The organism is Oceanisphaera submarina (genome assembly GCF_046521305.1).
GTDB lineage: Bacteria > Pseudomonadota > Gammaproteobacteria > Enterobacterales > Aeromonadaceae > Oceanimonas > Oceanimonas submarina.
In genome coordinates, this window is record NZ_JBKGFN010000009.1 from 98,338 (window position 1) to 113,428 (window position 15,091).

Here is a 15,091-nt window from a genome sequence, read left to right on the forward strand (position 1 = left end):
CGCGGCCTGCTGCATGGACCCCCGCCTCCGCGGGGGTCACACACCTTAAACCACTTCCCTTACGGCTTTGCCAGCCCCAGGTGATCGCGCAGGGTCCTGCCCTGATATTCGGTACGGAACAGGCCTCGACGCTGCAGCTCGGGCACCACCTGATCGACAAAGTCCTCGATGCCTGCAGGCAGCGAGGGCGGCATCAGGTTGAAACCGTCGGCGCCCTCGTTGCGGAACCACAGCTCCATACGGTCGGCAATGGACTCGGGTGTGCCCACCATGGTGCAGTGGCCGCCGCCGGCGGCGAGCCGGCCCAGCAGCTGGCGCACCGTCGGCTGCTCGGTCTCGATAATGCGCAAAATGGTGCCGTAGCGACCCTTAGGCCCGGTGAACGCCTCGAGTGACGGCAAAGCCGGTACCGGGGCGTCCAGTTCCCAGCCGGAGCAATCCAGCCCCACATAGGTACCCAGCTGACGCAATGAAGCATCGGCGGGCAGCAGCTCGTCCAGCTCCCGCTGCTTGGCCTTGGCCTCGGCCTCGGTGGACGCCACATAGGTCACCAGCCCGGGCATGATGGGCACATCGACATTACGACCCGCCTCCCGCACCCGGAGCTTGATGTCCCGGTAATAGTCCTGGGCCGCCGGAAGATCGTAGGCCACCGCATAAATGGCCTCGGCGCATTGGGCGGCCAGTGCCCGGCCCTGATCCGAGGCGCCGGCCTGAAACAGCACCGGATGGCCCTGGGGCGGACGCGGCACATTGAGTGGGCCGTCCACCAGGAAGAAGTCGCCGTGATGGTTGATGGGGTTCACTTTTTCAGGATCGGCGTAGTGGCCGGCGCGGTCCATCACCAGGGCGTCTGCCTGCCAGGAGTCCCACAGCTTGATCACCGCAGCCACAAACTCCTCGGCCCGGCGATATCGCTCGGCATGGGCCGGCATCGACTCATAGCCGTGGTTGCGGGCTTCCACGTCGAACATGGAGGTCACCACGTTCCAGCCCATGCGGCCGTTGGAAATATGATCCAGCGACGCCATCATGCGGGCGGCATGAAAGGGGGTGAAAAAGGTGCTGGAGACGGTGCTGATAAAGCCAATGCGATCCGTGGCCCGGCTCATGGCCGCCATGGCGGTGAGCGGCTCCAGAAACCAGTAGCTGCCGTCCGCCACATTGCCGGTGGACTGGCCGTCGGCAAAGAATACCGCATCCAGCTTGCCGCGCTCGGCGGTCTGCGCCAGCCGCTCGTAATAACGAATATCACCCAACTGCTCCACCGCCGAGTCGGGGTGACGCCAGGCCGCCCTGTGATGGCCGCACCCGAACAGAAACAGGTTCAGGTGCATCATGCGCTGGTCTTGATTCTGGGCCGCCATCAGTTTTTCACCAGGCCGCCGTCGACCACCAGGTTCTGGCCGGTGACCGAACGGGACCAGGACGAGGCGAAGAACAGGGTGGCGTCGGCAAATTCCGCCGGCGTGGTCACCCGCCGCAGCGGGGTGTTGGCGGCGATGTAGTCGAATACCGCTTCCGGGGTGGCGGCAGACGCATCGGTGGTGCGCAGCAGGCCGCCGGACACCATGTTGACGGTAATGCCGTCCGGGCCCAGATCCTGCGACAGGGTACGGGTCAGCGACAGCAGCGCCGCCTTGGCGGCGGTGTAGTCGTGGTAGGGCACCACCGGGTTCTGGAACAAATTGGTGCCCACGTTGACGATGCGACCGAAGCCCGCCTCGCGCATGCCGGGCAAGGCCGCCTGTGTGGTGTTGAGGGCGCCTTTGACCACGCCTTCCAGCTGTTGGTTGAGATCTTCCCAGCGCAGTTGACCGGCATGCGGCCGAGCGTCGCCATTGAACGAAAAGGCCGGCAGGGCATTGTTGATGACGGTGGTGATCGGGCTGCCAAAATGTTCATGAGCCTGTGCAAACAACGCCTGCACCGCAACCGCATCGGTCACGTCGGCCTGCAGTGCCAGCGCACGACCGGGGGCTTCCGCCGCCAGCTTTGCTGCCGCCTCGGCGCTGTGCAGATAGTTGATCACCACCCGCGCACCTTCACGCAGAAAGGCGCGCACCAGGTGCTCGCCCAGGCCACGGGCACCGCCGGTAACCAGCACCAGCTGTTCGTTCAGATTGATGGACATTTGCATCGCTACCTCTTGTTAGAGGCGAAGGCATGGACTGGCAGAATATGCCGATAGCCGAAAGGCTGACATCCCTTCGCCAGTATGAACTGGATCAGGTTCGACGGGTGTTATCTCAGCCCTGCCGGCCTTGCCCGCAAGACACCCCGTGTCACTCCCAGACCATAACACACCAGAGGGGAGCTGTAAGCCTTAAGCCGGAAGCGATCAGCAGCCCGAGCGGCTTAAGGCTTCAGCAGATTTGGTGAAAACCGCCGCTAAGTGGATAATGAACATCTGGATGTAATGGATAACACGCCGAGCCGACTATGACCGTAAAAACGACCACACTGACTATCACCCGCCCCGACGACTGGCACCTGCACCTGCGCGATGGCGAACAACTCAAAGACACGGTGCGCGATGCCAGCCGCTATCTGGGCCGCGCCCTCGTGATGCCCAACCTGCTGCCGCCGGCCACCACCACCGAGCTGGCACTGGCCTACTACGATCGCATCCTGGCGGTACGCCCAAAGGGCAGCCGGTTCGAGCCGCTGATGAGCCTTTACCTGACCGATAAAACAGACCCGCAGGAAATCCGCAAGGCCAAGGCCACCGGCAAGATTGTGGCCTGCAAGCTCTATCCGGCCGGTGCCACCACCAACTCCGATTCGGGCGTGACCGATGTGAAAAACATCTACCCGGTGCTGGAAGCCATGCAGGAAACCGGCACCCTGCTGCTGGTACACGGTGAAGTGACCGACTCCCGCATCGACATCTTCGACCGGGAGAAAGTGTTCCTCGAGACCGTGCTGCCGGATGTGGTACGCGACTTCCCCGGACTGAAAATCGTGCTCGAGCACATCACTACCGAACACGCGGTGAACTTCGTGGAGCAGGCCGGCGCCAACGTGGCGGCCACCATCACCGCTCACCACCTGTTGTTCAACCGCAACCACATGCTGGCGGGCGGCATCCGGCCGCACTTCTACTGCCTGCCCATTCTCAAGCGCAACACCCACCAGCAGGCGCTGGTACGGGCGGCCGCCAGCGGCAACAAGAAATTCTTCATGGGTACTGATTCGGCTCCGCACTTCCAGCACCGCAAGGAAGCCGCCTGCGGCTGTGCCGGAGCCTACACCTCCCACGCCGCCGTGGAGCTGTATGCCGAAGCCTTCGAAGAAGCCGGCGCGCTGGACAAGCTGGAAGCCTTTACCAGCCACCATGGCCCCGACTTCTACGGCCTGCCCCGCAATACCGACACCATCACCCTGGTGAGAGAAAGCTGGACCGTTGACCCCACCCTGCCGCTGGGCGGCGACCAGCTGGTGCCGATCCGCGCCGGTGAAACCATCGACTGGATGGTGAAATAAGCCAGCCTCTCAGCCGAAGTAATAACGCGGCTTAGGCCGCGTTTTTTATTTCAGCCTTAAGCCGGCATAAAGTCATTCTGACGCTCGGCGATCCTCCGCTTGAGGAACTGCGTAAAGGCCTGCACCTTGGCGGTGCGATGCAAATCGCCGTGACTGGTCAGCCAGAGATCGTGAGCCCACTCCTCGGGAGGAGTCAGCAGAGGTTGCAACTCGGGCGCCAGGCTGGCATGCCAGCAACTCAGCGGCCCGCACCCCATCCCGGCCTGAAGGGCAGGAACAAAGCCGGTGAAGTCCTGCACCCGGTAAAAAATCTGCTCCGGTGGCACTCGCTGCTCCATCCAGCGCATGTACATACTGCCGGGACGCGGCCTGGTAGTACCGATAAAGCGGTGCCCTTCTATATCTTCCAGAGACGACATGCGGCCATGGCGGCGCAGGTATTCGCGGTTGGCATAAAGGGTACCCGTGGTCCGGGTCAGGCGCTGCACCACATAGTCTGGATCTTCCGGTTTGAATACCGAACGAATCCCAACATGGGCTTCACCCTGTTCCAGCCGGAAGACCCGGCTGTCGGCGGCGTATTCCAGCCGGATATTAGGGTGCAGTTGCTGAAACTCGGCCAGCAAGGGCGTCAGGTAAGGCACCAGGTTGTTGACCGAGGTGAGGATCAAGGTACCCGCCAGGGCTTCGCTTTCGTTCACCCGGGCGCGCATCCGGCTAAACGTCTCTTCGGCCTGAGCGGCTGCGGTCAACAATGCCTGCCCGGCCTCGGTCACTGCATACCCCCGGGCATGACGATGAAACAGACGAGTGCCCATCTTGGCCTCCAGCGCATTGATGCGCCGCAGCACGGTACTGTGATGCACCTCAAGCTGCTGAGCCGCCGCGCTCAGCGAACCCAGCTGGGCCACCTGATAGGCGGTGTAAATTTCATGCCAGTCATCCTGCCGTGCATTTATGCACATAACCTATGCGTCCATTCTGTTTTTCTTCATTTTTGCACATGAAATACTGGCCACCAACTTGAATGATTCACAGGAAAAACGACATGCACACCCTCGACGCCATCATGGCACGCCGTTCAGTCAAACAATATGATCCTGCCTTCGTCATGCCTGATGCCGATATTGAGCGGTTGTTCCAATATATGTTGCAGGCTCCCACCTCCTTTAATCTGCAGCACTGGCGTTTTGTGCAGGTGGAAGACCCACAGCTGCGCGCCGAAATGCGAGAAGCCGCCTGGGATCAAACACAGGTAACCGATGCTTCGCTGCTACTGGTGCTTTGTGCCGATACCCAGGCCTGGCAACGCAACCCCGAACATTGCTGGCGCCATGTTGCCACCGACACTCGTGACCTCATGTTGTCGATGATTCACGGCTTCTATGCAGACCGGCCTCAACTGCAACGTGACGAGGCGATTCGCTCGGTTGGCATTGTGGCACAAACCGCCATGCTGGCGGCCAAGGCCATGGGCTACGACAGCTGTCCCATGATCGGTTTTGACACCCAACGTGTTGCCGAGCTAATCCGGCTACCCGACGATCATGTTATCGGTATGATGCTGACCATTGGCAAAGCGGACAAAGCGGCCAGACCAAAGCCGGGGCAACGCTCATTGGACTGCGTACGGGTACAAAATCACTTTGAAGACTGAGCCGGCCATAGGGGGAGAAAAACATGCTTACGCAAAACGGGTACGCCCATCTGCAGGTGCTGCTAGCCACTTTCTTTATTGCTGGCTCCTTCATCGTTTCGGCACAGCTGGCCCCCGCAGCACCGGCAGCTTCCCTGACGCTACTGCGTTTTGTGCTCGCTACAGCCCTGCTGCTGCCCTGGATATTGATTAACGCCGAACGACGAAAGAAGCTGCTGCCGGCACTGCCGCGAGGCCTGGTTATCAGTCTTTTCTATTCACTGTTTTTTATCTGTCTGTTTGAGGCTCTGCATACCACCTCCGCCCTGAACACGGGTACCCTGTTCACTCTGGTGCCCGTGCTTACCAGCCTGCTGGGGATCTGGCTGTTACGCACGCCGATAAAGCGCCCCCAGGCACTCAGTTATCTGCTGGGTATGCTGGGCGCACTCTGGATCATCTTCGAGGGCAGCCCAACCCGCGTACTGGCACTCCAGCTTAACGAGGGCGACAAGATCTTTCTGCTGGGAGTGCTCAGCATGTGCGCCTATTCGTTAAGCATGAAATTGCTCTATCGTGGTGACTCTGTGGGGGTGCTGACCTGTGCTACGCTGCTGGGCGGTATTTTCTGGATGGGGCTTGCGGTCTGGCTGACCGACACCCCACTGCATTGGCAAGCCCTGGGGCAGAATGATCTGCTGGCAATGGCCTATCTGGTGGCGTGCGCGACCCTGGGCAGTGTTTACCTCTACCAAAGTGGCAGTATCCGACTCGGCCCTCAAAGGGTAATGGCCTACACCTACCTCAATCCGGCTGCGGTAACCCTGCTGCCCTGGCTGTTGATTGGGGAGCCGATTGCCGCCGTACTCTGGCCCGGCATCATTATCTCCTGCCTGGCCACCTGGCAGCTTCAGCGAACCTCGGCTGCCACAGTACCGAAAAAGCCGTCGGTACCCGGCACGCCGTCACGCCGAACGCACCTCTAGGCAAGGTGGCCTTTGATTGACAACCACCGACAGTCTCTCTACTCTCTTGACACTATTCCTGGGGGAGCCTAACCGGCTGAGACTCCGCAGTTTACTGCGGTAACCCTTCGAACCTGATCCGGGTAATGCCGGCGAAGGGAAGGAAATGACTTACCTCACTCTCCCTCCCGATCTGCCCGTGATTGCCCGGCGCCTGGTAGCCAATGAATGGCTACTGTCGTCATGCTTGCCTGTTACAGGCAAAGGGAGAACATCATGCTGGACACCACCGCCGCGATTCTGTGGCTCTGCTTATTTGCTGCCGTCTTTGCCATACCCGGCCTGCTCTATGCCCGTCGCCAGAAAGACAAGCTGGAAGATTTCATCGTGGCCCGCAACAGCCAGAATGGCAGCGCCACCATGCTGACGCTGCTGGCCACCACCATGGGCACCTGGATCCTGTTTGGTCCGGCCCAGGCCGCCACCTGGGGAGGCATCGGCGCCATTACCGGCTACGCCCTCGGCGTGCTGGTGCCACGGCTTATCATGATCCCGCTCGGTGGCCGCATCCGCGAGCTGATGCCCGAAGGCCACACCCTCACCGAGTTCGTGCTCGGCCGCTATGGCCGCGGCATGTACGGTTTTGTACTGGTGATCATGATGTTCTACCTGTTTATTTCGCTTACCGCCGGCCTGACCGCCATCGCCCAGATGGTGGCACTGCTGGCGCCGGTCCCCTTGTGGATCACCGCCAGCATAGTGATGGGCGCCACCCTGCTCTATACCCTCTATGGCGGGCTACGAGTTACCATCTTTACCGACCGGGTGCAGATGCTGGTGATACTGCCGTTTTTGCTGCTGCTGATGCTGTTCGGCTGGCAGGCCACCGGTGGACTGGGGCCGGTTATCGCCGGACTGCAGGAAAAAGCCCCACAGTTGCTGAATCCGCTCGACACCACAGGGCTCAAGTCCGGGCTGACCTTTTTCATAGCGGTGGTGCTGACCGGCCTCTTCTATCAGGGCACCTGGCAGCGAGTGTTTGCCGCCCGGGACAACAAGGTGATCCGCAACGGCTTTATTCTGAGCGGCCTTGTCAGCTTTCCGATCATCTTCATCATGGGGCTATTCGGGCTGGCGTTCGTGGGGCTGGAGCTGCCCGGTGATGGTTCGGTGGCCCTGTTCAGTGTGCTGATGCCGAGCATGCCGCTGTGGTTTGCCATCGGCCTGCTGCCCTTTGGCCTGGCGTTGATCATGAGCAGTGCCGACTCCACCATCAGCGGCCTTTCCAGCATGATGGTGGTGGATCTGCGCCGCCTGTTGCCGAACATCAGCGCCCACAGGCTGCTTGGCCTTTCGCGCTGGCTGATCGTGCTGCTGTCGATTCCGGTGCTGGCCGTCGCCTCCCAGGGCTTCAGTGTGCTCTATCTGTTTCTGCTCGCCGATTTGCTGTGCTGCGCCGCCGCCTTTCCGGTGTTCTTCGGTTTCTACAGCGCCCGCTACCAGAGCTACAACGCTGTGCTTAGCACCGCAGCCGGGCTGATGGCCGGCCTCTGGTTGTTCCCGGCGCCGGGGGCAGAAATAAAGTACCTGCTGGAATCCTTCCTTCTCGCTACCCTGGTGCCGGTACTGGTGTCTTGCCTGCTGATGCTGCTGCCGAACCGCGCGTCATTCGACTTCTCGATACTGCGCCAGCGCATCCGCAGTCTGGAAAGCTGAATCGATAAAAAATGGCCGCCCCGCCCGGGGCGGCCATCATTCCTCGTTTTTATTCCATAATTAAAACGCGAAACGGGTCGCCGAGATGCGGGCAGACGCCGGTCGGCCAACCTGTTACACTCGCGACCCTTTGGCGCTATCGGCGCCGGATTTCTTCTTACCACCGCCTTGTATTGCGCACCGGCGTCATACTGGAGACACCATGAAAATCATGATCCGGGGCCTGTCCCGCCTCACCACAGAAGAAAAGGTACTGGCCCTGCTGGCACCTTACGGCCTGGTGCATTACTTCCACCTGGTCATGGATCCCAGCACCAACAATTCCAAGGGCTTCGGCTTCGCCTTCATGCCCAATCCGGCTCAGGCCAAAGCCGCCATCAAGAGCCTGAATGGCATGGAAGTAGACGGCCAGAAGATCCGCGTCAAAAAAGCGGAAGTAAAGCCCGGGGAGAAAAACGACCGTGACCAATAACGATATACTGCGCCGCGTCCGTTATGCCCTCGATCTGCCCGACCGGCAAGCCATAGCGCTGTTCGGTCTGGGTGACGTGACCATAGACGAAGCACAATTCCTGGCCCTGCTGGCCAAGGAAGAAGACGCCAATTACCACAGCTGCAGCAACGAGCAGATTCTGGGCTTTCTGGACGGTCTGATCCTGAAGAACCGCGGCCCGCGCAAAGGTGGCCCGGCACCGCGTCCGGAACAGGCCGAACCCATCAACAATCAGGTGTTCAAAAAGCTGCGTGTGGCACTGGAATTGAAAGAAGAGGACATTCTCGGCCTGTTGTCTCTGGCCGGTTTTGAGGTGAGAAAACCCGAGCTGACCTCGCTGTTCCGCAAACCCGGCCACAAGCATTATCAACCTTGTGGCGATCAGTTCCTGCGCAACTTCCTGCAGGGCCTGGCGCTGCAGCGTCGGCACGGCGCCGAATAAGCGACCGCTGACGCCGATTGGTAGCGCGTGCCCGGTCGGCCGTTTGCCGCCAACCGGGCACCACGCATCCGCTAGGTTATCGCCTGGCGGATCTGTTGCCAGCACAACGCCACCTGTTCGGAACGAAAGGGGGGCCGGCCACACAGTTCGATATCCAGCTTCACCCAGGCCGACAACGGCAGCTCCACCAACCGCCCCTGTAGCAGTTCTTCCCTGACCAGACTCGCCGGCAAAAAGCTGGCCCCATCGCCCTGCAGTACCAGCGCCTTCAGCCCCTCGCCCAGTGCATTTTCGCATACCTGCAGACAAGGCTGCTCACTCAATGCCGGCAGGCATTTTCGCTGAATCAAGGCACCCAGAAAAGACGTGGGCGGGTACAGCAACAATCGCAACGGCGTGTCTGCAGACAGCCCATGCAACGGGTGACCGGCCGCGTCGGCTGCCGACACCAGCACCAGCCTGTCCTGCCCGACCACCCGCCGCTCCACCTCCGGGCGATTGAGCATGGGGCTGACATCGTCGCCGGAAAAACACAGCAGAAAATCGGCCGAACCGGACATGAACTGTTCGATGGCATCATGATAATGGCCGGTATTCAGTCGGATCAGGCTGTCGCCCAGTTGCGGCCGCAATGAATGGATCCAGCCGGGGAAAAAAGTAACCGCCAGCGAGGGTTGTGCCACAAAATTCAGGCTGCTGTGCTCCTGCAGACTCTGGCGCAACTGGCCCCGTATGCCATAAATCTGCGACAATAGCAGCCGGGCCTGTTCCAGAAAATTTTCTCCGGCCTCGGTCAGTGCCATGGGGTAACGATCCCGGCATACCAGCGGTACGCCCAGCCAGTTTTCCAGCGAACGAATGCGCCGGCTGAACGCCGGTTGGGTGACGAAGCGCGCGTCCGCCGCCTTGGAAAAGTTACCCTGTTCGGCCAGGGCAACGAAGTCGTGCAGCCATTTGCTTTCCATTATTAGGCTCGTTAATGCATTGATGCAGCATTGTATGCAGAAAAGTAACAGGCTCGCTATAAAAAGGCATTAGATCCTGCCGAGCCCGATTCATACCATGACAACCTATCATAGGCTTCATTAAGCTGGCCTCAATACAGATTAACCGGCAAGGATGGCACTCATGGCGGCAGGAACCAACAATCAGGTAATGGGCATGTTGCAACAAATCGAAAAGACAAGAAAACGCTACTTTCCCGGCGTCTGTGTGGCAGTCACCATAGGTATCGCCGCCAGCTTTCTGTCACAGCAATACGGTGCTCCCGCCATGCTGATGGCACTGCTGCTCGGACTGGCATTCAACTTTCTGAGTCAGGAGTCGGTCTGCCTGCCGGGGCTGGAGTTTTCCGCCAAGACGGTGCTGCGCATCGGGGTTGCCATGCTGGGATTGCGTATCACCTTCAGCGATGTACTCACACTGGGTTGGTCACCGCTGCTGATGGTGTGTTCATCTGTGGTGCTGACCATCGGCTTTGGTGTGGTCATGGCCCGCGCGCTGGGCTTTTCATCTTCTTTCGGTACTCTCACCGGTGGTTCGGTCGCCATTTGCGGTGCCTCGGCGGCCATGGCTATCAGCAGTGTGCTTGATCAAAGTGAGCAGACCAAGCGGAACACCCTGTTCACCGTGATCAGCGTCACTACGCTCAGCACCCTGGCGATGATCTTCTACCCCATGATCAGCACAGCACTGGATCTGACCCCGCAGGAAGCCGGGCTCTTTATCGGCGCCACCATCCACGATGTGGCTCAGGTCGTCGGTGCCGGCTACAGCATGTCGAGTGAAGTGGGCGACCTCAGCACCTTCGTCAAGCTGCTGCGCGTGGCCATGCTGGTACCCATCGTCATGACCATAGGTATCCTGATCCAGCGAGCGGCCCGCCAACGTGGTGAAAGCGGCGGCAGCAAGGGGGTGGCGATTCCCGGCTTTCTGCTCGGCTTTGTGGCACTGTTCATCCTCAATAGCCTGGGCTGGATCCCGAGCGCCGTCAGCCAGCCGCTGGCCGGCAGCTCCTCCTGGCTGCTGCTGACCGCCATCGCCGCCTTGGGCGTACGCACCCAGCTCAAGGATATTCTCTCGGTAGGCTGGAAGCCGGTGTTGCTGGTAGTGCTGGAAACCCTGTTTATCGCCGGCCTGATCATCGCTTACATCCTGCTCAGTAAATAAACCGGTTAAACAACGGCCACCACACAAAAGCGGCGACCCTGGGGTCGCCGCTTTTTGATCTCTTTCGAGTCTATCTGAAGCTGGTGGCGGTCAACGGCACCGTGCGCCCTTCCGTCGAGCTTTTTTCCGCCAGGTTGATGATATTGAGGCCATCAAGCGCATCCTGCATGGTCACCGGCAAGGGGCCTTCGCCACGAATGGCCTTGGCCGTGGCCTGATAGAAATAGCGATACCCCCCGACTTCCGACTCTATTACTTCCGGCTCCTCATCGGAATAGAAGACGCCATAGTCCGCTTCGGCTTCCTTGGCCAGAAAGGGTGAGTCCGGCACTATGCCGTTCTGCAGCCGTTCTTCCTGCGGATCGAAGCCGCGCTTGATATAGCAGCCGCGCTCGCCCTGCAGCTTGAAGCGCAGGGTCGGTCCCGGATGGTAGGGGCTGGAGTGCAGCAGCACTTCCTTGTCACTGTAGTGCAGCTGTACATGGAAGTAGTCGGTCACCACGGAGCCGGGACGCATCGACAGGCAACGCGCGGTCACCGACAGGGGCTTGCCGAACAACACCAGCGCCTGATCCACCAGGTGACCACCCAGATCGAACCAGACACCGGCACCCTCGCCGGGTGTCTCTGCCCGCACCCGCGGTCGAAAACGATCGAAGTGGGACTCGAAACCGTGAATGGGTCCCAGGGTATCTTCGGCCAGCAGCTTGCGCAGCGTCAGGAAGTCGCTGTCCCAACGGCGATTATGAAAGGGGATCAGGCACAGTTTATTGGTGTCGGCCAGCCGCATCAGCTCGGCGCCCTGATGCAACTGGGTAACACAGGGGTTCTCCATCACCACATGCAGCCCTAGGTTCAGCGCCTTCAGGCCCAGCTCGTAGTGCACCTCGTTGGGCGCCGTGATCACCACCAGCCGGGCGCCGGATTCGGCCAGCATCTGATCCACATCGGTATAGACCTTCACCTCGGGCCAGTCTTTCGCCGCCTTCTCCGGCTTGGAAGTGCTGATGGCCACCAGCTCGAATTCCGACAAACTCTCGATAAAGGGCAGATGGAAAATACTGGCGGACTGGCCGTAGCCAATGATGGCGGTTTTAATCATGGTCAACCTCGTTAAAAATCAGGCTCGATCTCCGGCTTTCATGCGACCGGATTCGGGCAACGGCTTTATTATTTTAGGTATTGGCAGACATTTGGTCCGCAGCGCTTGCGACGACACTCTACCGCAAAGCCATGCCTTCAATAAACAGGGATAAAATGAAGGGAGCCGCCCACAATACCGAATGATACCCTATCAAGACTGCTGACCATGATGTGAAAGGACGCCTGATGGAACACCGCTACCGCCTGCTGCTTGATGAACTGAGCCGATTTTTGCCCGCCGAGCGTGTCATTACCGACCCGTCGCTCTGCCTGGCCTATGGCACCGACGCCAGTTTTTACCGGCTGCTGCCGCAACTGGTATTACGTCTGGCAAGCACCGATGAAGTGGTGCGGGTGCTGCAGCTTTGCGGCGAATATGGCATTCACTGCACCTTTCGCGCCGCCGGCACCAGTCTGTCGGGCCAGGCGGTGTCCGACTCGGTGTTGATCACCCTTACCAACGACTGGCGCCATCATCAGGTGCTGGACGACGGTGCCAGGATCAGCCTGCAGCCCGGCGTGATCGGCGCCGATGCCAACAAGTATCTGGCCCCCTTCGGCCGCAAGATAGGGCCTGACCCCGCCTCCATCAACAGCTGCAAGATCGGTGGCATCGCCGCCAACAACGCCTCGGGCATGTGCTGTGGCACCGCCCAGAACTCCTACCGCACCCTGGCAGGCATGAGCCTGGTGCTGGCCGACGGCACCACAGTCGATACCCGGAATCAGCACAGCCGTGCCCGCTTTGCCGAACAACAACCACAGTTGCTGGCCGGCTTGGAGCAACTGGCCGGCGAGGTAAGAAACAATACGGCGCTGGCCGAGCGTATTCGTCACAAGTACCGGCTCAAAAACACCACCGGCTACAGCCTCAATGCCTTGATCGACTTCGACGACCCCTTCGATATGCTGGCTCACCTGATGATTGGCTCCGAAGGCACCCTCGGTTTTATCAATGAAGTGACCTACAACACTGTGCCCGACCATGCCTTCAAGGCCTCCTGTCTGCTGGTGTATCCGGACATCGAAACCACCTGTCTGGCGGTGACCGAGCTGGCCAGCACCCCGGTGGCGGCAGTCGAGCTGATGGACGGCCGGGCGCTGCGCTCCATCGCCGACAACGCCGGTATGCCGGACTTCATCAAGGGGCTGCATCTGGAAGCCACCGCCCTGCTGATAGAGGTGCACGGCGAAAGCGAAGTGCAATTACAGGCACAATGCCAACAGGCGATGACGGCAATATCGTCTTTCACCCGCCTCAACGAAGAACCCTTCACCCAGGACAAGACGGTCTGTGCCACCCTATGGGCCATGCGCAAAGGCATGTTTCCGGCGGTGGGTGCGGTGCGCGAAACCGGCACCAGCGTGATCATCGAAGACGTGGCGTTTCACGTGGAACAATTGGCTCCTGCGGTGCGCAGACTAGCCGAATTATTCGACCGCTTCGGCTACGATGAGGCCATCATCTTCGGCCATGCCCTGGCCGGCAACCTGCATTTCGTGTTCACCCAGAGTTTCGACACCCAGGCCGAGCTGGACCGTTACGGCGGCTTCATGGACGCCGTGGCTCGGCTGGTGGCGGTGGAATATCAGGGGTCGCTCAAGGCCGAGCACGGCACCGGCCGTAACATGGCACCCTATGTGGAGCTGGAATGGGGCCGGGACGGCTATCGTCTGCTGCAACGCATCAAGGTATTGTTCGACCCGCAGGGCATTCTCAACCCGGGGGTGATCCTCAACGAAGACCCACAGGCTCATCTGAAAAACCTCAAACCCCTGCCTGCCGCCGACGACATCGTCGACAAGTGCATAGAATGCGGTTTCTGCGAGGCGGTATGTCCGTCCCGGGATCTGAGTCTGACCCCGCGCCAGCGCATCGTACTCTATCGTGAGCTGCAACGACGGCAAGCAGCCGGTGAGGTTACCGATGATTCGCTGCAGCAGGTGTTCGAATATCAGGGAGTCGACACCTGCGCCGCCACCGGCCTGTGCGAACAGCGCTGCCCGGTGGGCATCAATACCGGCAACCTGATACGCAAGCTGCGCATCTCCCGTTACCGAAAGTTCGAACCCATCGCCCGCTGGAGTGCCGAGCATTTCGCCGCCACCACCAGGGCGGTGGCCATCAGCCTGAATACCGGGGATATAGGCCGCAAATTACTGGGTAGCAATACAGTAACAAGTATTAACCGGGAACTGCGTAAGCTCAGCCATAACAAGGTGCCACTGTGGCTGCCGGAAACCCCGGCCAGCAATCGTCATCGGCTACAGAGTTCGGAACAGGGCTCGGATCGGGGGCGGCCCAAAGTCGTGTATTTCCCCTCCTGCGCCAGCCGCACCCTGGGTCAGTCACCGGCGGCCGCCGACCGCCGCTCGCTGACCGAAGTGACTCAGGCGGTACTGGAAAAAGCCGGCTTCGATGTCATTCTCCCCCGGGAGCTGAACAGCCTGTGCTGCGGCATGCCTTATCAAAGCAAGGGCATGGCCGAACTTGCCGACAACAAAAATCAGGAACTGGAAGCCCGGTTATGGCAGGCATCAAAGCAAGGGCGCTGGCCAGTGCTGATGGATACCAGCCCCTGCGCCAAACTGAGTCAGGACAGCTTCACCCTGCCAATCACCGTCTATGAGCCGGTGGCCTTTGTGCTGGAGCAGGCACTGGAGAAGCTGACACTGCGGCCGGTGGACGAAACCGTGATGCTGCACATCACCTGCAGCAGCAGACGCATGGGACTGGCCGACAAGATGCTGGATCTGGCCCAGCGCTGTGCTTCCAAAGTGGTGGTGCCGGAGCATATCGAGTGTTGTGGCTTTGCCGGTGACAAGGGCTTTACCCTGCCCGAGCTGAACGCCGCCGCCTTGAAACCGCTAAAAGAACAAATACCGAATGACTGCACCCGAGGGGTCAGCAACAGCCGCACCTGCGAACTGGGCCTCAGCCATCACAGCGGCATCAGCTACGAGTCCATCCTCTACCTGGTGGATGAAGCCTCGAAGACAGCTTAAATCTTTTCGTCACAAATCAGCTAGCGGAAGAAAGA

The 15,091-nt window shown here is 60.1% G+C and carries 13 protein-coding genes and 2 riboswitches; of the genes, 8 read left to right on the top strand and 5 right to left on the bottom strand.

Going from position 1 to position 15,091, the window contains the following annotated elements; translation table 11 throughout:
• Nucleotides 1–59: 59 nt before the first annotated feature.
• Together ACLEIV_RS10385 and ACLEIV_RS10390 are read right to left on the bottom strand one after the other, a co-directional pair.
• Nucleotides 60–1,367 (bottom strand): LLM class flavin-dependent oxidoreductase, encoded by a 1,308-nt coding sequence (locus ACLEIV_RS10385; protein ID WP_410456580.1) that lies wholly within the window; start codon nt 1,365–1,367, stop codon nt 60–62.
• On the bottom strand, nt 1,367–2,140 hold the full coding sequence (locus ACLEIV_RS10390) for a 3-oxoacyl-ACP reductase (RefSeq protein WP_410456581.1): 774 nt from the start codon (nt 2,138–2,140) through the stop codon (nt 1,367–1,369). The genes ACLEIV_RS10385 and ACLEIV_RS10390 overlap by 1 nt, the downstream gene beginning before the upstream one ends.
• A 48-nt stretch (nt 2,141–2,188) precedes the next feature.
• Nucleotides 2,189–2,293: riboswitch (TPP riboswitch) on the bottom strand.
• A 149-nt stretch (nt 2,294–2,442) separates the two neighbouring features.
• Here ACLEIV_RS10390 and pyrC point away from each other — a divergent pair.
• On the top strand, nt 2,443–3,486 hold the full coding sequence (pyrC, locus tag ACLEIV_RS10395; RefSeq protein WP_410456582.1) for a dihydroorotase: 1,044 nt from the start codon (nt 2,443–2,445) through the stop codon (nt 3,484–3,486).
• A gap of 56 nt (nt 3,487–3,542) precedes the next feature.
• Here pyrC and ACLEIV_RS10400 read toward each other — a convergent pair whose 3' ends face one another.
• Nucleotides 3,543–4,451 (bottom strand): LysR family transcriptional regulator, encoded by a 909-nt coding sequence (locus ACLEIV_RS10400; protein ID WP_410456583.1) that lies wholly within the window; start codon nt 4,449–4,451, stop codon nt 3,543–3,545.
• Nucleotides 4,452–4,534: 83 nt separating this feature from the next.
• Between ACLEIV_RS10400 and ACLEIV_RS10405 the strand changes: the two genes are divergently transcribed.
• The 5 genes from ACLEIV_RS10405 to ACLEIV_RS10425 all read left to right on the top strand — a co-directional run bounded on the left by ACLEIV_RS10405 (nt 4,535) and on the right by ACLEIV_RS10425 (nt 8,738).
• Complete coding sequence (locus ACLEIV_RS10405) at nt 4,535–5,143, top strand: nitroreductase family protein (RefSeq protein WP_410456584.1); 609 nt, start codon at nt 4,535–4,537, stop codon at nt 5,141–5,143.
• Between the two features lie 23 nt (nt 5,144–5,166).
• The gene (locus ACLEIV_RS10410) at nt 5,167–6,108 is read left to right on the top strand and encodes a DMT family transporter (protein WP_410456585.1); all 942 of its coding nucleotides are present in this window, start codon (nt 5,167–5,169) and stop codon (nt 6,106–6,108) included.
• 50 nt (nt 6,109–6,158) lie between these two features.
• Nucleotides 6,159–6,265, top strand: a riboswitch (TPP riboswitch).
• A gap of 98 nt (nt 6,266–6,363) precedes the next feature.
• Nucleotides 6,364–7,803 carry a sodium:solute symporter family protein gene (locus ACLEIV_RS10415; protein ID WP_410456586.1) on the top strand — a complete coding sequence of 480 codons (1,440 nt, stop codon included), beginning with the start codon at nt 6,364–6,366 and terminating at the stop codon, nt 7,801–7,803.
• 202 nt (nt 7,804–8,005) lie between these two features.
• Entirely contained in the window at nt 8,006–8,275 is a 270-nt protein-coding gene (locus ACLEIV_RS10420; RefSeq protein ID WP_410456587.1) for an RNA recognition motif domain-containing protein, read from the top strand.
• Nucleotides 8,265–8,738, top strand: coding sequence for a YehS family protein (locus tag ACLEIV_RS10425; protein ID WP_410456588.1), 474 nt, complete (start codon nt 8,265–8,267; stop codon nt 8,736–8,738). The genes ACLEIV_RS10420 and ACLEIV_RS10425 overlap by 11 nt, the downstream gene beginning before the upstream one ends.
• A 71-nt stretch (nt 8,739–8,809) precedes the next feature.
• On the opposite strand, the gene ACLEIV_RS10430 is transcribed toward ACLEIV_RS10425, so the two are convergent.
• Nucleotides 8,810–9,703 (bottom strand): LysR family transcriptional regulator, encoded by an 894-nt coding sequence (locus ACLEIV_RS10430; protein ID WP_410456589.1) that lies wholly within the window; start codon nt 9,701–9,703, stop codon nt 8,810–8,812.
• A gap of 163 nt (nt 9,704–9,866) precedes the next feature.
• On the opposite strand from ACLEIV_RS10430, the gene ACLEIV_RS10435 reads away from it, so the two are divergent.
• Entirely contained in the window at nt 9,867–10,907 is a 1,041-nt protein-coding gene (locus tag ACLEIV_RS10435; protein ID WP_410456590.1) for a YeiH family protein, read from the top strand.
• A 70-nt stretch (nt 10,908–10,977) separates the two neighbouring features.
• Here ACLEIV_RS10435 and ACLEIV_RS10440 read toward each other — a convergent pair whose 3' ends face one another.
• A complete protein-coding gene (locus ACLEIV_RS10440) occupies nt 10,978–12,009 on the bottom strand; it encodes a Gfo/Idh/MocA family oxidoreductase (protein WP_410456591.1) in 1,032 nt (343 codons plus the stop codon).
• A gap of 227 nt (nt 12,010–12,236) precedes the next feature.
• Between ACLEIV_RS10440 and ACLEIV_RS10445 the strand changes: the two genes are divergently transcribed.
• Nucleotides 12,237–15,056, top strand: a complete 2,820-nt coding sequence (locus ACLEIV_RS10445; RefSeq protein ID WP_410456592.1) for an FAD-binding and (Fe-S)-binding domain-containing protein — start codon at nt 12,237–12,239, stop codon at nt 15,054–15,056.
• Nucleotides 15,057–15,091: the final 35 nt, after the last annotated feature.